Annotated in this window: 15 protein-coding genes; 7 read left to right on the top strand and 8 right to left on the bottom strand. The window is 69.4% G+C overall.

Features of this window, described 5'->3' with window-relative positions; translation table 11 throughout:
- The first annotated feature begins 47 nt into the window (after positions 1–47).
- The 4 genes from ACSFA0_RS20065 to ACSFA0_RS20050 are packed head-to-tail and all read left to right on the top strand — an operon-like array spanning position 48 to position 4,208.
- On the top strand, positions 48–1,040 hold the full coding sequence (locus tag ACSFA0_RS20065) for a Bug family tripartite tricarboxylate transporter substrate binding protein (RefSeq protein ID WP_435452052.1): 993 nt from the start codon (positions 48–50) through the stop codon (positions 1,038–1,040).
- A gap of 34 nt (positions 1,041–1,074) precedes the next feature.
- A complete protein-coding gene (locus ACSFA0_RS20060; RefSeq protein ID WP_435452051.1) occupies positions 1,075–2,583 on the top strand; it encodes a class I adenylate-forming enzyme family protein in 1,509 nt (502 codons plus the stop codon).
- Between the two features lie 30 nt (positions 2,584–2,613).
- Positions 2,614–3,399 carry a citryl-CoA lyase gene (locus tag ACSFA0_RS20055; protein ID WP_435452050.1) on the top strand — a complete coding sequence of 262 codons (786 nt, stop codon included), beginning with the start codon at positions 2,614–2,616 and terminating at the stop codon, positions 3,397–3,399.
- Positions 3,396–4,208: an SDR family NAD(P)-dependent oxidoreductase gene (locus ACSFA0_RS20050; protein ID WP_435452049.1), complete on the top strand. Its 813-nt coding sequence runs from the start codon at positions 3,396–3,398 to the stop codon at positions 4,206–4,208. Before ACSFA0_RS20055 ends, ACSFA0_RS20050 begins: the two co-directional genes overlap by 4 nt.
- A 53-nt stretch (positions 4,209–4,261) precedes the next feature.
- On the opposite strand, the gene ACSFA0_RS20045 is transcribed toward ACSFA0_RS20050, so the two are convergent.
- The 6 genes from ACSFA0_RS20045 to ACSFA0_RS20020 all read right to left on the bottom strand — a co-directional run bounded on the left by ACSFA0_RS20045 (position 4,262) and on the right by ACSFA0_RS20020 (position 10,416).
- Positions 4,262–5,263: a Bug family tripartite tricarboxylate transporter substrate binding protein gene (locus tag ACSFA0_RS20045; protein ID WP_435452048.1), complete on the bottom strand. Its 1,002-nt coding sequence runs from the start codon at positions 5,261–5,263 to the stop codon at positions 4,262–4,264.
- 268 nt (positions 5,264–5,531) lie between these two features.
- Positions 5,532–6,662: an acyl-CoA dehydrogenase family protein gene (locus ACSFA0_RS20040; protein WP_435452047.1), complete on the bottom strand. Its 1,131-nt coding sequence runs from the start codon at positions 6,660–6,662 to the stop codon at positions 5,532–5,534.
- A 38-nt stretch (positions 6,663–6,700) separates the two neighbouring features.
- Positions 6,701–7,951, bottom strand: a complete 1,251-nt coding sequence (locus tag ACSFA0_RS20035; protein ID WP_435452046.1) for a glutamate carboxypeptidase — start codon at positions 7,949–7,951, stop codon at positions 6,701–6,703.
- An 11-nt stretch (positions 7,952–7,962) separates the two neighbouring features.
- The gene (locus ACSFA0_RS20030) at positions 7,963–9,147 is read right to left on the bottom strand and encodes an acetyl-CoA C-acyltransferase (protein WP_435452045.1); all 1,185 of its coding nucleotides are present in this window, start codon (positions 9,145–9,147) and stop codon (positions 7,963–7,965) included.
- 42 nt (positions 9,148–9,189) lie between these two features.
- Positions 9,190–9,951: a carbonate dehydratase gene (gene can, locus ACSFA0_RS20025; protein WP_435452044.1), complete on the bottom strand. Its 762-nt coding sequence runs from the start codon at positions 9,949–9,951 to the stop codon at positions 9,190–9,192.
- A 27-nt stretch (positions 9,952–9,978) separates the two neighbouring features.
- Positions 9,979–10,416, bottom strand: a complete 438-nt coding sequence (locus ACSFA0_RS20020; RefSeq protein WP_435452043.1) for a MerR family transcriptional regulator — start codon at positions 10,414–10,416, stop codon at positions 9,979–9,981.
- A 136-nt stretch (positions 10,417–10,552) separates the two neighbouring features.
- Here ACSFA0_RS20020 and ACSFA0_RS20015 point away from each other — a divergent pair, with 136 nt between their 5' ends.
- The 3 genes from ACSFA0_RS20015 to ACSFA0_RS20005 all read left to right on the top strand — a co-directional run bounded on the left by ACSFA0_RS20015 (position 10,553) and on the right by ACSFA0_RS20005 (position 13,778).
- Entirely contained in the window at positions 10,553–11,617 is a 1,065-nt protein-coding gene (locus tag ACSFA0_RS20015) for an MBL fold metallo-hydrolase (RefSeq protein ID WP_435452042.1), read from the top strand.
- A 2-nt stretch (positions 11,618–11,619) separates the two neighbouring features.
- Positions 11,620–12,924: a leucine-rich repeat-containing protein kinase family protein gene (locus ACSFA0_RS20010; protein ID WP_435452041.1), complete on the top strand. Its 1,305-nt coding sequence runs from the start codon at positions 11,620–11,622 to the stop codon at positions 12,922–12,924.
- A gap of 83 nt (positions 12,925–13,007) precedes the next feature.
- Positions 13,008–13,778: an SDR family oxidoreductase gene (locus ACSFA0_RS20005; RefSeq protein ID WP_435452040.1), complete on the top strand. Its 771-nt coding sequence runs from the start codon at positions 13,008–13,010 to the stop codon at positions 13,776–13,778.
- On the opposite strand, the gene ACSFA0_RS20000 is transcribed toward ACSFA0_RS20005, so the two are convergent.
- Together ACSFA0_RS20000 and ACSFA0_RS19995 are read right to left on the bottom strand one after the other, a co-directional pair.
- Positions 13,766–14,830, bottom strand: coding sequence for a serine hydrolase (locus tag ACSFA0_RS20000; protein ID WP_435452039.1), 1,065 nt, complete (start codon positions 14,828–14,830; stop codon positions 13,766–13,768). The two genes, ACSFA0_RS20005 and ACSFA0_RS20000, sit on opposite strands and share 13 nt — an antisense overlap.
- Positions 14,766–15,923 (bottom strand): serine hydrolase, encoded by a 1,158-nt coding sequence (locus ACSFA0_RS19995; protein ID WP_435452038.1) that lies wholly within the window; start codon positions 15,921–15,923, stop codon positions 14,766–14,768. Before ACSFA0_RS19995 ends, ACSFA0_RS20000 begins: the two co-directional genes overlap by 65 nt.
- Positions 15,924–16,034 lie beyond the last annotated feature (111 nt).

Raw genomic sequence — 16,034 nt, 5'->3', positions numbered from 1 at the left:
CGTAGCGGCCCCGGGACATTCTCGATACCCAACAAGGAGACATCGCCATGCGCCTCGAAGGCCCCTTCTCACGCCGGCATCTGCTGGCCCTCGCCGCCGGCATCGCCTGCGCCACCGCCCTGCCGCTGCACGCCCAGACCGACGCCTGGCCGGCCCGCCCCATCAAGCTGGTGGTCGGCTATGCGGCCGGTGGCGCCACCGACGTGATCGCGCGGCTGGTGGCCGTGAAGCTGGGCGAGCGGCTCGGCCAGCCCGTGGTGGTGGACAACCGCGCCGGCGCCAACAGCAACGTGGGCGCCGAGGTGGTGGCGAAGTCGCCGCCCGACGGCTACACGCTGTATGTCTTCACGATCGCCAACACCATCAACGCGTCGCTGTACGCCAAGCTGGGCTACGACCCGCAGAAGGACTTCGAGCCGATCGGCCTGATGGCCAAGATCCCGAACATCCTGGTGGTCAACAACAACCTGCCGATCAAGAGCATCGCCGACTACCAGCGCTTCGCCAAGGAATCGAAGGACGGCATCACCTTCGCGTCCTCGGGCAGCGGCTCGTCGATCCATCTGTCGGGCGAGATGTTCAAGATGCAGGCCAAGCTGAACATGCTGCACGTGCCCTACCGCGGCAGTGCCCCGGCCGTGACCGACCTCCTGGGCGGCCAAGTGCAGTCGATGTTCGACAACACGCCCTCGGCACTGCCGCATGTGCAGGGTGGGCGGTTGCGCGCGATCGCCATCACGAGCGCCAAGCGCTCGCCGCTGCTGCCCGACGTACCGACCCTGGCGGAGTCGGGCTTCCCCGGCTTCGACGTGCAGTCGTGGTTCGGCCTGGCGGCGCCCGCCGGCACGCCCAAGCCGGTCATCGACCGGCTCAACGCCGAGCTGAACAAGGTGCTGGCCGAACCCGAGCTGCGCCAGCGCTTCCAGGACCTGGCGGCCTCGACCGAGCCTGGCACGCCGGAGCAGATGCGCAGCTTCGCCACCGCCGAGATCCAGCGCTGGCGCGAGGTCGTGAAGACCTCGGGCGCCAAGGCCGAATAAGGCCGCACCTTCATCACCAGGAGTCCCCTCGCCTATGTACCCGATCGACTTCTTCTGGCGCGCCGCCGAGCGCTGGCCCGAGCGCATCGCCATCGACGCCCCCGACGGCACGACGCGCTACGACACGCTCGCCGCACGCGTCGCCGCGCTGGCAGCGGCCTTCGTCGCCATCGACCCCGCGCCGCAGAGCCGCGTTGGCATCTGCGCCAAGAACAGCGCCGAGCACATCACGGCGCTGCTCGCGGTGCTGGCCTGCGGCAAGGTGTGGGTGCCGCTCAATCCCAAGAGCACGCGGCCCGAGATCCGGCGTATCGTCGACGCGACCGCGCCGTCCATCCTGCTGCTCGACGGCGACTGCGCCGGGCTGCTCGACGGCGCACCGGGCGAGCGCATCCACACCCACGGCCCGGCCGGCGATGGCGCACACACGGTGGCTGGCCTGGTGGCGCGCCATGCCGGCGCGTCGCGGCCGGCGTTCACGCTGCCCGACAGCGCCACGCAGGCCATCAAGTTCACCGGCGGCACCACCGGGGTGCCCAAGGGCGTGATGCAGCCCTACCGCGCCTGGATGGCGAACATCGCCAATCAGATCCATGCGTGGCGCTTCGACGCGCACGAGCGCTACATCGTCGCGGCGCCGATCACGCACGGCACGTCGACCTACATCGTGCCCATCCTCGCGCAGGGCGGCTGCCACGTGGTACTGGCCGAGGCCGGCGCCGAGGCGGTGCGCACGGCCTTCCGCGAACGCGGCGGCACCGTGTGCTTCATGCCGCCGACGCTGGTCTACATGCTGATGGCGCTGCCGGGCGCGAGCCGCGACGACTTTCCCCAACTGCGCCGGCTGATCTACGGCGGCGCGCCGATGCCGCCGGAAAAGATCCGCGAGGTGCGCGCCTTCTTCGGCCCGGTGCTGGGCACGACCTACGGCCAGACCGAGGCGCCGCAGATCCTCACCGTGATGCGCCCCGAGGACTTCGAGGACGAGCGCAACTGGGCCGCGGTCGGCCGCACCGCCTGGTTCAGCGACGTGGCCGTCATGGCGCCCGACGGCCGCCTGCTGCCGACCGGCGAGGTGGGCGAAGTGGTGGCGCGCGGCGACCTCCTCATGACCGGCTACTGGCGCCTGCCCGAGAAAACGGCCGAAACGCTGGTCGACGGCTGGCTGCACACCGGCGACCGCGGCCTGATCGACGCGCGCGGCTACCTCTACCTCAAGGACCGGCTCAAGGACATGGTGATCACCGGCGGCTTCAACGTCTACCCGGTCGATGTCGAGAACGCGCTGGGCCAGCACCCGGCGGTGCACGAATGCGCGGTGTTCGGCGTTCCCGACGACAAGTGGGGCGAGACGGTGCAGGCCGCCGTGCAGCTTCGCCCTGGCCAGCAGGCCACCGAGGCCGAGCTGATCGCCTTCGTCCGCGAGCGGCTCGGCCCGGTGCAGACGCCCAAGCGCGTGCACTTCCACGACAGCCTGCCGCGCTCGCCCGTCGGCAAGGTGCTCAAGACCGCGGTGCGCGAGCAAGCCCTGGCCACCGCCTGACAACCTCTTTCACGAACACGGAGACATTTCATGGCATCGACAACGAACCCGCCCGTCACCCGCCTGTGCACGCACACGCTCACCAGCCTGCACTACCGCGATGCCGACCTGGTCGAGGATCTGATGGGCAAGCGCACCTTCACCGAAGTGATGCTGATGCAGATCCTCGGCCGCACGCCGCGCCCGGTCGACCTGCGCATCACGGACGTGGTGCTGATCGTGCTGATGGAGCACGGCCTCACACCCAGCGCCATCGCGACGCGGCTCATCTACATGAGCGCGCCGGAGAACCTGCAGGGCGCCGTGTCGGCCGGCCTGCTGGCGGTGGGCAGTTCGTTCGTGGGCACGATGGAGAACTGCTCGCGCCTGCTCGACCGCATCACCGCCGCGGCCGACCCGGCCGCCGAGGCGCTGGCGATCGCGCGCGAGCACAAGGCGACGAAGAGCGCCATGCCCGGCTTCGGCCACCACCTGCACAAGCCGGTCGATCCGCGCGCCTACAAGCTCCTCGAACTGGGCCGCGCCGAGACCGAACTGGCGGGCGACAAGATCCGCGCGCTGGAGACGCTGTCGAAAGCCGTCGACGAGGTCGCAGGCCGGCCCATCACCATCAACGCCACCGGCGCCGTGGCCGCACTGCTGGGCGAGATCGGCGTGCCGACGAACGTGATGCGCGGCTTCGCCGTGATCTCGCGCGCGGCCGGGCTGGTGGCCCACATCGTCGAGGAGCAACAAAGTCCGTCGGGCCGCTTCATCTGGGACACGGTGGAGCACGCCATCCCGTACGTGGGCGAAGGCGGGAAGGACAAGGCATGACGCCGGCGCTGCCGCTCGACCTCGGCGGTCGGGTCGTGTTCGTCGCCGGCGGCGGCTCGGCCGGCCCGGGCTGGAGCATCGGCCGCGCGTCCTGCGTCACCTACGCACGCCAGGGCGCACGCGTGTGCGTGGCCGACCGCGACGCCGCCTCGGCCGAGGAAACCACCGCGCTGATCCGCGCCGAGGGCGGCGAAGCCGCGACCTTCGTCGGCGACGTGGCGCAAGCGGCGGATGTCGAACGGCTCTTCGTCGAGGCCCGCGCGCGCTTCGGCGGCATCGACGTGCTGCACCACAACGTCGGCATCGGCCAGACCGGCGGGCCGATGGAGACCAGCGCCGACGACTTCGACCGTATCCACGCCGTGAACGTGCGCAGCCTGCTGCTGTGTTCGCAGCAGGTGCTGCCGGGCATGGTGGAGCGCGGCCGCGGCGCGCTGATCGCCATCTCGTCGGTGGCCGGCATGCGCTACATCGGTTACCCGCACCTGGCCTACAGCGTGACCAAGGCAGCGGTGACGCAGTTCACCCGCATGGTGGCGCAGCAGTACGCGCCGCATGGGATCCGCGCCAATACCGTGGTGCCGGGCCTCATCGATACGCCGCGCATCGCGACGACGGTGGCGAAGATGTTCTCGGACACCGGCCTCGACGATGCGCGTGCCGCCCGCGCGCGCCAAGTGCCGATGGGCCGCATGGGCACGGCCTGGGACGTGGCGCATGCCTGTGCCTTCCTGGCCTCCGACGCGGCGGCCTACGTGACGGGCACCGAACTCGTCGTCGACGGCGGCATCACCGGCAAGTACGTCTAGCGAAGCAGCGCCGCCTTGCGAGTGGTCGGCGTCGGCCGATCACGGCCATCGCCTTACCAGCGCTCGCGAGCCACGCGCAAACGCTCGGCCTCATCCCGCTCCCATTGGCGGTAGGCCGTCGGCGTTTCGCCGCCGGGGACGGCGCCGGTACGGCGCACGTCGGCACGCACGCGGTCGATGGCCAGCGTCTGCGCCATCGCTTCCTGCAATCGCTCTGCCACCTCTGGCGACGTCCGAGGCGGCGCCAGCAGCGAGTAATGGTCATAGACGGCGAAGCGCCGCAGCGCCGGCTCGACGGACTCGAGCAACGGCACGGTGTAGTCCCGCGTCAGCCCGTCGATCTGCAGGCCGTCCGTGGCGGTCGCCGTCAGGCCGAGCCCGCGCCACCGACCGGACTGGATCGGCCTGCGTGCCACGTTCAAGGGCGCAAACATCAGGTCGGCTCGGCCCTCATCGATGGCGTGCGTATCGGGCGTCAGTCCGTCGGTGCGCAGCGCAACCAGCCAGGTGCGTGTCAGGCTCTTGAACAGTTCGCCCGCATGACCATCGGTCGAACCCCTGTTGCCGGTGGCGATCGTCAGCCGCCCGGGCCGCGTGCGCAGGGATCGCAGCAACTGCGCTGCCGAGCGAATGCCCAGCGCCTCGGCGCGCTGTGTGTTCATCACGAGCACCATGGGATCTCGCGCGACAAAGGTCACCGGCGCCAGACTGTCCAGGAGCAGGTTCTCCGCGTCCGGGGCCAGCTCGCCGCGGCGCGGCAGTCGTATGGTCGCGAGCAGCAAGGTGTTGCCGTCGGGCGGCCCTTCCGCGAATGCGGCGATCTCGTGCATGACCTCGCCACGGCGGTGTTCCACCTGCACCGGACGGCTCAGCACCTGCCCGAGCGGCCCGGCCACCAGCCGGGCCAGGTGGCCGGTGCGCCCTCCTTCGGGGAACGGAACGACCAGTCGCAGCGGGGCACCCTCCTGAGACCAGGCAGCGCGGGGGAGGACGACTGCGGCGGCGGCGCTTCGCAACAACAGACGGCGCCGGACGGCACTGAAGCCGTCATTCATGATGGCCGCCCTCACGGCTGGAGACGGGGACGAGCCAGCGGACGGCGGCAGCCAGCCCCCTGCCACACGGCGGGTGTAATCGATCGGTCATCTGCATCCCTGAATGATTCTTCTGTTCCGGCCCTGCCCGACCTCTTCTTCGGGTCGGTGCAAAGCCGGGCCGCCGCGGCCTCATCGCCTCGTGGCGTCACGATCGTACCCACTGCCACGCAACCCGGCGCAGTCTGCGCAACGGCACCGGGGCGCCGCCTGGCAGGCTCTCAGCCTCTCACGCCAACGCGCGCTGGATCAGCAGTTTCTGGATGTCCGAGGTGCCTTCGTAGATCTGGCACACGCGCACGTCCCGGTAGATGCGTTCCAACGGGAAATCGTTGACGTAGCCGTAGCCGCCGAGCGTCTGGATGGCGGCGCTGCAGACCTTCTCGGCCATCTCGCTGGCAAAGAGCTTGGCCATCGCGGCTTCCTTGAGGCAGGGCCGGCCGGCGTCGCGCAGGGCGGCGGCGTGCCAGATCAGCTGGCGTGCGGCTTCGAGCTGCGTCGCGCATTCGGCGAGGCGAAAGCCCACCGCCTGCTGGTCGAAGATCGAGCCACCGAAAGCCTGACGCTCCTTGGCGTAAGCCAGCGCCACGTCGAAGGCGCTGCGCGCCATGCCCACGCTCTGCGCGGCGATGCCGATGCGGCCGCCTTCGAGCGCGCCGAGCGCGATCTTGTAGCCCTCGCCTTCGGCCCCGATCAGGTTCTCGGCCGGGATGCGGCAGCCGTCGAAATTGATCTGCGCGGTGTCGCTGCTGTGCTGGCCCAGCTTGTCTTCGAGACGTGCGACGTGGTAACCCGGCGCATCGGTCGGCACCAGGAAGGCGCTCATGCCGCGCTTGCCGGCGCCCTTGTCGGTGACGGCGATGACGATGGCCACGTGGCCGTTCTTGCCGCTCGTGATGAACTGCTTGACGCCGTCGATCACGTAGGCGTCGCCGTCCTTGCGGGCGGTGGTGCGCAGGCTCGACGCGTCGCTGCCGGCCTGCGGCTCGGTCAGGCAGAAGGCGCCGAGCATCTGGCCCTGGGCCAGCGGCCAGAGCCACTGCTTCTTCTGCGCGGCATTGCCGTAGCGCATGAGGATCGCGTTGACGGGACAGTTGGTCACGCTGATGGCGGTGCTGGTGCCGCCATCGCCGGCCGCGATCTCTTCGAGCACCAGTGCGAGCGTGAGGTAGTCGAGCCCGGCGCCGCCGTCTTCCTCGGGCACGCAGATGCCGTAGGCACCGAGTTCGGCCAGGCCCTGGTGGGCGGCCTTGGGGAAGGCGTGCTCGCGGTCCCACGCGGGCGCGTGGGGCCACAGCTCCTTTTGTGCGAAGTCACGCACCGCGTCGCGGATGGCTTCCTGATCGGGGGTCAGCAGCATGGGGTGTCTCTTTCTTTTTGTCGAAGCGGGGTCGCCAGCTACTTGCCTGCGCCCAGGTCCATGATGAGCCGCGCCGCCATGTAGAGCCGCCGCGGGATCGCGTCGACCAGCACGTACTCGGCCTTGTCGCTGTGGTAGCCGAAGCCCGGCAGGCCGAGGCTCTCGATGACGGGTTTGCCCGAGAGCGATGCGTAGGCCGCGTCGGTGCCGCCGCCCGTGCGCTCGATCACCGTGGCGGCGCCACCCGCCTCTTTGTAGAAGCCGAGGGCCTTGTCGACCAGCGCCTTGCCGCCCTCGCCCGCATTGAAGGCCGGCCGGCCGCGCGTGACGATGATCGACACCTCGGCGCCCGGCACCTTCTTCTGTTGCGCGCGCTCTTCGAGCGTCTTCATCGCCGCCTCGAAATCCTCGTTGCGGGCGTAGCGCACGTCGGCGTTGACGGTGGCGCTGTCCGGGATGATGTTGCTGACCGCGCCGCCCTTGACGATGGTCCAGTTGAAGCGCAGGCCCTTCGCCTTGTCGTCCAGGTCCATGGTGCGCAGCACCAGGTCGGCCGCCTCGACGACGGCGTTGACGCCGAGTTCCGGCGCAGCCCCCGCGTGCGAGGCCTTGCCCTTGACGTTGGCCAGGACGTAGGCGATGCCCGACGTGCCGAGCGTGAAGCTCTCGTTGTCCGCGGCGGTGGGCTCGAAAGACAGCACGTAGTCGTGCGCCCTGGCCTCGTCCTGAATCAGGTCGCGCGAGCCGAACGAGCCCTTTTCCTCGTCGGTGTTGAACATCACGGTCAGCGTGCCGTAATCGCGCACGCCGTAGTCCTTGAGCAGCTTCAGCGTATGGAGGATGACGGCGATGCCGCCCTTGTCGTCGGCAATGCCCGGGCCGTAGGCCTTGTTGCCCTCGACACGAAACGGTGCCTTGGCCAGCGTGCCCTTGGGATAGACCGTATCCATGTGCGCCATCAGCAGCAGGTTCTTGCCGCCCCGGCCCTTGATCTTGCCGACGATGTTGTCGCCCACGGCCAGGGCCGCGGGTTTGCGGCGTTCGACGGAGAAGCCCAGCGCCTTGAGCTCGCGTTCGAGATAGCTGCCCGCGGCGGCCATGCCATCGGCGTCCCCGGTTCCGGTCTCGATGTTGACCAGCGCTTCCAGGGTCCGAATCACGGCTGGCCGTTCCGCCGTGGCGGCGTCGAACAGAACGTTGTCGCGCCGCTGTGCCCAGGCCGCCGGCGCCAGAGCGAGCGCGCCCAGCGCAATGCCGACGACGAATCCGCGCGCGTTGTTGTTCTTCATGCGATCCGATGTCAAACGAGTTCGATGGCCACGGCCGTGCCTTCGCCGCCGCCGATGCACAGCGTGGCCACGCCACGCTTCTGGCCGCGCGACTGCAGCGCGTGCATGAGCGTGACCATGATGCGCGCGCCGCTCGCGCCGATCGGGTGGCCCAGCGCACAGGCGCCGCCGTGCACGTTGACGATGTCGTGCGCCACGCCCATCTCCTTCATCAGCGCCATCGGCACCACGGCGAAAGCCTCGTTCACTTCCCACAGGTCGACGTCCTTCACGCCCCAACCGGTCTTGGCGAAGAGCTTCTGCACGGCACCGACCGGCGCGGTCGAGAACCACTCGGGCTGCTGCGCGTGCGTGGCATGGCCGACGATGCGCGCGAGCGGCTTCGCGCCGATCTTCTTCGCATGCGATTCGGTCATCAGGACCAGCGCCGCCGCACCGTCGTTGATCGACGAGCTCGATGCGGCGGTGATGGTGCCGCCATCCTTCTTGAAGGCCGGCTTGAGCGTCGCGATCTTGTCGAGCTTGACCTTGCCGGGGCCTTCGTCAATGGCCACCACCGTCTCGCCGCTGCGGCTCTTGACGGTGACGGGCACGATCTCCGCCTTGAACAGGCCGTCGGCCGTGGCGTGCTTGGCGCGCTCGACGCTGGCGGTGGCGAAGGCGTCCTGCTGCTCGCGGGTGAAGCTGTACTTCGCCGCGCAGTCTTCGCCGAAGGTGCCCATCGAGCGGCCCGGCTGGTAGGCGTCTTCGAGGCCGTCGAGCATCATGTGGTCGAAGATGCGGTCGTGGCCCATGCGGTAGCCGCCGCGGCCCTTGAGCATGAGGTAAGGCGCGTTGGTCATGCTCTCCATGCCGCCCGCGACCATCACGTCATGCGTGCCGGCCATCAGCATGTCGTACGACAGCATCGCGGCCTTCATGGCCGAGCCGCACATCTTGCTGAGCGTGACGGCGCCTGCGCTGTCGGGCAGGCCGCCCTTGTACGCGGCCTGGCGCGCCGGCGCCTGGCCTTGGCCGGCCATCAGGCAGTTGCCGAACAGCACCTCGCCGACCACGGCCGGGTCGATGCCCGCGCGCTCGACGGCGGCCTTGATCGCGGCACCGCCGAGGTCATGTGCTGCAAGGGAAGAGAAGTCGCCCTGGAACGCGCCCATGGGGGTGCGGGCGGCGCCGACGATGACGATGGATTCGGACATGGAGGTCTCCTTGTGAACTGAGGGGATGGAACGCCAGGGAAATCAGGGGGTCGGCGCAGGCCGGACGTCAATGCCGTCGGACGGCAACGCATCGACCGAGGCCTCGGCGCGCGGGCGCGGCACGATGGTGGTCGACTCCCCCGGCTTGCTCCACTTGTAGCGGATGCGCTGCACCGCGGCCTTGTAGACGGCGTCGAGCGGCTTGCTGCCGTCGACCGACATCTGCAGGTCCTGCAACAGGCCGTCGTGCACGCCGAAGCTCCAGCCGTGGATGCGCACCTTCTGGCCGCGGCTCCAGGCGTCGACCATCACGGTGCTGACGGCCACGTTGACCACCTGCTCGGCGACGTTGAGTTCGACCAGCGCATCGGCGCGCACTTCCTCGGGCAGCGACTCGAGCATGACGTGGTGGCGGTCGCGTACGTCCTGGATGTGGCGGATCCAGTTGTCGGCCAGGCCGACGCGGATGCCGTCGAGCGCCGCCTTCACGCCGCCGCAGCCGTAGTGGCCCACGACCATGATGTGCTCGACCTTGAGCATGTCGACCGCGAACTGGATGGCCGACAGCGCGTTGAGGTCGGAGTGCACCACGATGTTGGCGACGTTGCGGTGCACGAACACCTCGCCCGGGTCCAGGCCGGTGATCTGGTTGGCCGGCACGCGGCTGTCGGAGCAGCCGATCCACATGTACTTGGGCGTCTGCTGCTTCACCAGGCTGGTGAAGAAGCCCGGACGGTCGCGCTCCATCTGGGCCGACCAGGCACGGTTGTGGGCAAACAGGTCTTCGATCGATTCGTCAGGCATGGTCGTTCTCGGCTTCGTTAAGTGCGCTCAGTGCGCACGGGTCTTCTTCGCGGCGCGGGGCGCCTTCGTGGTCTTCAGGGCGCGCGCCAGCGTGGCGCGTGCCTGCTTTTCCTGGGCCTGCACCTCGGCGAGGTTGGCCTGCAGTTCGGCCATCTGCGCTTCGAGCTGCCCGCGATGGACGCCCAGGACATCGAGGAACTTCTGCAACTGTGCCGCGGTGTCGCGCGGGCTGTCGTAGATGTCGAGGATATCCTTTGCCTCGTCCAGACTCAGCCCCAGCCGCTTGGCGCGCAGGGTGAGCGCGAGCCGCGTGCGGTCGCGCGCGCTGTACACCCGCTGCAGGCCGCCCGCACCCGATCGCTCGGGCGCCAGCAGGCCCTTGTCCTCGTAGAAGCGGATCGCGCGGGTCGTGAGCGCGAATTCCCGGGCGAGCTCGCTGATGGAATAGGTCGATGGCGTGGGCACGGAAAAACAATGCTCCTGGTGCAGTCTCTTGTGCAGGCTCGGGGCCGTTGCCGGCGCGACAGCAGGCTTTCGCAGCGCTGCCTACAATGAAAGCCCCTCCTGTGACGTTGACGTCAACGTCAACCGCTAATCGTACATGAACCTCCTCGAACGCGAACTCCATTACCCGCTGGGCGACCAGTTGCCGGCGCCCGGCGAGACGATCGAGGTGGCGCCAGGCGTGCGCTGGATCCGCATGTCGCTGCCCTTCGCGCTCGACCACATCAACCTCTGGCTGCTGCACGACCGCATCGACGGCGTCGAGGGCTGGACGGCGGTCGACTGCTGCATCGACCGCAGCGAGGCGCGCGAGCAGTGGGCGCGCGTCTTCGAGACGCAGCTGCAGGGCCTGCCCATCCTGCGCGTGATCGTCACGCACATGCACCCCGACCACATCGGCCTGGCCCACTGGCTGTGCGACCGCTGGAAGGTGCCGCTGTGGATGAGCGCCACCGACTACTACGTGGCGCGCAACATGACCGGCCCCGGCGGCACCGACAACGCCGCCGGCGGCGACGCGGCGGCGGCGTTCTTCGCGTCGCACGGGCTGGTCGACGCGGAGGCGGTGGCCAAGATCCGCGAGCGCTCCGGCTACTACCGCCACATGGTGCCCGCGCTGCCGAGCCGGTACGTGCGCCTGATGGAAGGCACCACGGTGCACATCGACGGGCGCGCCTGGCGCTGCATCAGCGGCTACGGCCATGCGCCCGAGCACATCGCGCTCTACTGCGAGGAACTCAACGTGCTGCTGGGCGGCGACATGATGCTGCCGCGCATCTCGACCAACGTGAGCGTGCACGCCGACGAGCCGGAGGCGGATTCCCTGCGGCTCTTTCTCGACAGCATCGCGCGCTTCCGTGAACTGCCGGCCGATGTGCTGGCGCTGCCTTCGCACGGGAAGCCCTTCACTGGCGTGCACCGCCGCATCGAGCAGCTCGAAGAACACCACCGCGACCGCCTGGCCGAGTTGCTGGCCGGCTGCCGCGAGCGGCCGCTGTCGGCGGCCGAGGGCGTGCCGATCATGTTCAAGCGCGCGCTCGACCTGCACCAGCTGACCTTCGCGATGGGCGAGACCATCGCGCACTTCCACCTGCTGTGGCATGCCGGCCAGTTGCGGCGCACGCGCGGGGACGACGGCATCTACCGCTTCGCCACGCGATGAGCATGCAGACGCTCGCACGCCTGCGCAGCGGCGCACTCGCGGGCACGCAGCGGCTCGACCTGCGCGATGCCGGGCTCACCGAATTTCCACGCGAGGTCTACGCGCTGGCGGGCACGCTCGAAGTGCTCGACCTGTCGCGCAATGCGCTGGACGCGTTGCCGAACGACCTCCCCCGGCTGCACCGTCTGCGGGTCATCTTCTGTTCCGACAACCGCTTCACCGACCTGCCGGCCGCGCTGGGCCGCTGCCCGCAGCTGGAGATGGTCGGCTTCAAGGCCAACCGCATCCGCACCGTGCCGGGCGACGCGCTGCCCGCGCGGCTGCGCTGGCTGATCCTCACCGACAACGCGATCGAGTCGTTGCCCTTCGAGCTCGGCCAGCGCCCGCGTCTGCAGAAGCTGATGCTGGCCGGCAACCGGCTGAGCGCGCTGCCCGACACGATGGCGACCGGTTGCGCCTCGCTCGAGCTCCTGCGCATCGCCGCCAACCGCTTCAGCGCCCTGCCCGACTGGCTCAGCACGCTGCCGCGCCTGGCCTGGCTGGCGCACGGCGGCAACCCGCTGACCGCCACGCAGGAAGCGCACGCGCTGGCCGGCCATGCGCTGCCGGAGATCGACTGGTCGCGCCTCGCCACCGGTGCCGTGCTGGGCGAAGGCGCGTCGGGCGTGATCCAGCAGGCCGAGTTGCTGCAGCCGGATGGCACGCCGCAGCACGTGGCGGTCAAGCTGTTCAAGGGTGCGATGACCAGCGACGGCTCACCCTCGAGCGAAATGGCGGCCGGCATCGCCGCGGGCCAGCACCGCGGGCTGATCGGGGCGATGGGCCGGGTCGCCGGCCATCCCGAGGGGGCTCAGGGGCTGGTGATGCCGCTGATCGATCCGGCCTTCGGCGTGCTAGCCGGGCCACCGAGCCTGGACTCCTGCACGCGCGACGTCTATGCGCCCGACGTCCGCTTCACGCCTGCCGCAGCACTCTCGCTCGCCGCAGGCATCGCGAGCGCTGCAGCGCACCTGCACGCGAACGGCCTGATGCACGGCGACCTGTATGCACACAACATCCTGCACGACGGTGCGGGCGGCGCGCTGCTGGGCGACTTCGGCGCGGCGTCTTTCCATCCGCCGTCGATGGGCACAGCGTTCGAACGCATCGAGGCGCGCGCCTTCGGCTGTCTGCTGGAGGAATTGCTGGCGCGCTGCGGTGTTGACGACCCGGCGCTGCAGGCATTGCAGGCGCGCTGTGTGCTGCCGACCACTGCGCTGCGCCCCGGCTTCGCCGAGATCAGCACGCAGCTCGACGCCCTGCGCTGAGCCGGCGCGTGGCGCCTTGGTGACGGCGGCGGCGTGCGACGGCCACTAAGCTGCCGCGGCACGCACACACCCGGAGACAACCCATGGACACCACCCATCTCTTCTCGCTCAAAGGTCGCACCGCGCTCATCACCGGCGGCTCCCGCGGCATCGGCCGCATGATCGCCGAAGGCTTCCTGGCGCAAGGCGCGAAGGTCTACATCTCCGCGCGCAAGGCGGCGGCTTGCGACCAGACCGCCAAGGAACTGTCGGCCTTCGGCCCCTGCGTCTCGCTGCCGGCCGACGTGTCGACGCTCGAAGGCGCTAACGCGCTGGTCGCGGCCTATGCGAAGCACGAGGACTCGCTCGACATCCTGGTCAACAACGCCGGCGCGGCCTGGGGCGCGCCCTACGACGAGTTCCCCGAGAGCGGCTGGGACAAGGTGGTCGACCTGAACATGAAGGCGCCCTTCTTCCTCACGCAGGCCCTCACGCCGATGCTGCGCAAGGCCGCCACCGACCACCTCGCCAAGGTGATCCACATCGCGTCGATCGACGGCCTGTCGGTGAACCCGTGGGAAACCTACTCGTACGCGGCAAGCAAGGCCGGCCTGATCCACCTCACGCGCCGCATGGCGCTGCGCCTGGCACCCGACCGCATCGCGGTGAGCGCCATCGCCCCGGGCGCTTTCGCGTCGGACATGAACAAGGAAGCGCGCGACAACGGCGACGAGGTCAAGAACCGCATCCCGGCCGGGCGCATCGGCACGCCGGAAGACATGGCGGGCGCGGCGATCTTCCTGGCCTCGCGCGCCGGCGACTACGTGATGGGCTCCACGCTGGTGGTCGACGGGGGCGCCGCCTACGGGCGCTGAGCCTTCGCGGGCAGCACGTTCGCGGTGATGGCGCGGCCCACGCGCTCGAACACCTTGCCGGCCTCCTTCTGCTCGTCGAGATCGGCCGCGCAGGCCACCACCACGATCGCGTCGCGACCGCCGTTCTCGGGGTTGATCACGCCCGAGTGGCAGGCGGTGCGGTACTGCGTGCCGGTCTTGTGGATGAAGCGCACGCTGCGCGGCAGGCCGGCCTGCAGGCGGTAGTTGGTGAAGACGTCGATCTTCATGTCCTTGAAAATGCGCTGCGTGCTCTGCGGGGACAGCAGCTCGCCGCGCACCAGCTTCTCGAGCATGCCGCCGTAGGCCACCAGCGTGGCCGAGTTCGCGCCTTGCTTGTAGTAGCGCGCGTAGGCCTCGTCGATGGTCTTCGCCTGCAGCGACGAGGCCGGCACGCCGAGCGCACGCCGCACCGCGTCGACCCGCTGCGGGCCGAGCGGCGCCGAGGCCACGCGCACCAGTTGGTCGTTCGTCAGCTTGCGCGCGTCGGGATGGATCTCGGCGTACACGTCGTAGCGCACTTGCGCGAGCGAGGTCAGCCGCTTCACCCCATCGGCACCTATCGCGGCGCGCGCACTCTCGTTCAACCGGTCCTCACCGACGATTCGCACCAGCATCGTGGCGGCGGTGTTGTCGCTGTCGACCAGCATCCGGTTGAGCAGGAAGTCGATCGTCATCGGCGTGCCGACCGGCCGCCACACCAGCTGGCCGGCCTCGATGCGGTCGGTCGCTTCGAGCTTGCGCGTGTCCGACAGCTTGAGCCGGCCGTCATCGACAGCCTGCAGCGTGGCGATGGCGATCGGCACCTTCGCGGTCGAGCCGAGGTACCAGAAGCGGTCGGCACCATGGGAAAAGGTCTCGCCGCCGTTCAGCCGCTTGACGTAGACACCGAGCGTGCCCGGCGATTCGCGGTCGATACGCTCGACCGCGCGCTTCAACCCGTCGGACCACTCGGCGGCGCGCGCCGCGTCAACGCTCAGCAGGAACGAGAGGCAGGCGATCAGCGCCCGGAAGCGCAGGGCAGGACGAAGCATCGGGAACCCCTTCATTGAGCAGGCCGGATCGGCAAATGGCGGCGCCGACGTGCGCCAGCGCGATTTCGGAACGTTCCAGCGACGGTTCGTCGCGCGTGCAGGCGACGACCAGGATGCGGCGCGAGGTCGACGCGGTGGCCTGCGTGCGGATCAGCCCGCCGTCGCAGATGCGGCCGCGCTGCGTGCCGGTCTTCTGTGCGAAGCGCACGTCCTTGGGCAGCCCCAGCTGAATGCGACGCTTGCCGGTAACGACGCGCTCCATCATCGCCAGCAGGTAGCCGGTGTAGGTCGGCCGCAGCGCCTTGCCGTCGACCAGCGCTTCGAGCAGCTCGCCGAAGGCCTCGAGCGGCGCGGCATTGAGCCCGCTCGCGTAGTAGGCGGCGTAGGCCGCATCGAGGCTGGGCAGGCGGAAATCCGCGACAGAGGTGCCCGTCAGGTGCGACAGCAGCCTGAGCCGCTCCGCATCGTTCGCCTGACGGCGCAGCATCACCCAGTCGCGCCCTTCGATACGCTCCGCGCGCGGCGTGAGCTGCCCGTAGATCGCGCGACGCACGTCAGACAAGCTGGTGATACGACCGAACTTCCCGGGCACCAGCGACTCGACCACGGCGTTGACCTCGGCGATGCCGACCAGGTCGATCAGCATGTCGCTCGCCGTGTTGTCGCTGTAGAGAATCATCTGCTCCAGCAGCGCACGGATGCGCACCGACGCACCCACCGGCTTGCGGTTGGTGCTGCCCGCCCCGTCGACATAGTCCGATGCGCGCAGCGTCACCGGCGTGTCGAGCGTGAAGTCGCCGCGCTCCACGCCGCGCAACACTGCGATGGCCACCGGCACCTTCACCATCGAGGCGAGGTACCAGCGCTGGGTGGACTTGTGCGAGACCGTCTCACCCGTGTCGAGGTCGCGCACATAGACGCCGATGCGGGCCGAATGGTCGGCGTCGATCTGCGAGAGCGACGCCGACAGGCGCGTCGCCCAAGGCGAAGGCATCGATGTCTGTGCCGTGCCGACGCCGTGGAGGCCCAGCGACAGCACGGCGGCGACGGTCAGCCGGCGGCGGGGAAAGAGGGTCTGCAGGATGGAAGTCACTGCGTGACCTTGCCGCAAGACGCAGCCGATCAGGCGTCGAATGCGCCTACATCGCTTGCAGGCGGATGCCGGGGATTGCTGCGGACTCGCGCGTGGCTCAGGGCGGCGACA

This window comes from Variovorax restrictus (assembly GCF_051216715.1).
Lineage (GTDB): Bacteria > Pseudomonadota > Gammaproteobacteria > Burkholderiales > Burkholderiaceae_C > Variovorax.
The sequence above is the reverse complement of the archived record's forward strand: the minus strand, read 5'-3'. Positions and strand labels throughout refer to the sequence as shown.

Coding starts and splice junctions, on each gene's coding strand:
- ACSFA0_RS20065 (WP_435452052.1), top strand. CDS start 48: ATGCGCCTCGAAGGCCCCTTCTCACGCCGGCATCTGCTGGCCCTCGCC.
- ACSFA0_RS20060 (WP_435452051.1), top strand. CDS start 1,075: ATGTACCCGATCGACTTCTTCTGGCGCGCCGCCGAGCGCTGGCCCGAG.
- ACSFA0_RS20055 (WP_435452050.1), top strand. CDS start 2,614: ATGGCATCGACAACGAACCCGCCCGTCACCCGCCTGTGCACGCACACG.
- ACSFA0_RS20050 (WP_435452049.1), top strand. CDS start 3,396: ATGACGCCGGCGCTGCCGCTCGACCTCGGCGGTCGGGTCGTGTTCGTC.
- ACSFA0_RS20045 (WP_435452048.1), bottom strand. CDS start 5,263: ATGAATGACGGCTTCAGTGCCGTCCGGCGCCGTCTGTTGTTGCGAAGC.
- ACSFA0_RS20040 (WP_435452047.1), bottom strand. CDS start 6,662: ATGCTGCTGACCCCCGATCAGGAAGCCATCCGCGACGCGGTGCGTGAC.
- ACSFA0_RS20035 (WP_435452046.1), bottom strand. CDS start 7,951: ATGAAGAACAACAACGCGCGCGGATTCGTCGTCGGCATTGCGCTGGGC.
- ACSFA0_RS20030 (WP_435452045.1), bottom strand. CDS start 9,147: ATGTCCGAATCCATCGTCATCGTCGGCGCCGCCCGCACCCCCATGGGC.
- can (WP_435452044.1), bottom strand. CDS start 9,951: ATGCCTGACGAATCGATCGAAGACCTGTTTGCCCACAACCGTGCCTGG.
- ACSFA0_RS20015 (WP_435452042.1), top strand. CDS start 10,553: ATGAACCTCCTCGAACGCGAACTCCATTACCCGCTGGGCGACCAGTTG.
- ACSFA0_RS20010 (WP_435452041.1), top strand. CDS start 11,620: ATGCAGACGCTCGCACGCCTGCGCAGCGGCGCACTCGCGGGCACGCAG.
- ACSFA0_RS20005 (WP_435452040.1), top strand. CDS start 13,008: ATGGACACCACCCATCTCTTCTCGCTCAAAGGTCGCACCGCGCTCATC.
- ACSFA0_RS20000 (WP_435452039.1), bottom strand. CDS start 14,830: ATGCTTCGTCCTGCCCTGCGCTTCCGGGCGCTGATCGCCTGCCTCTCG.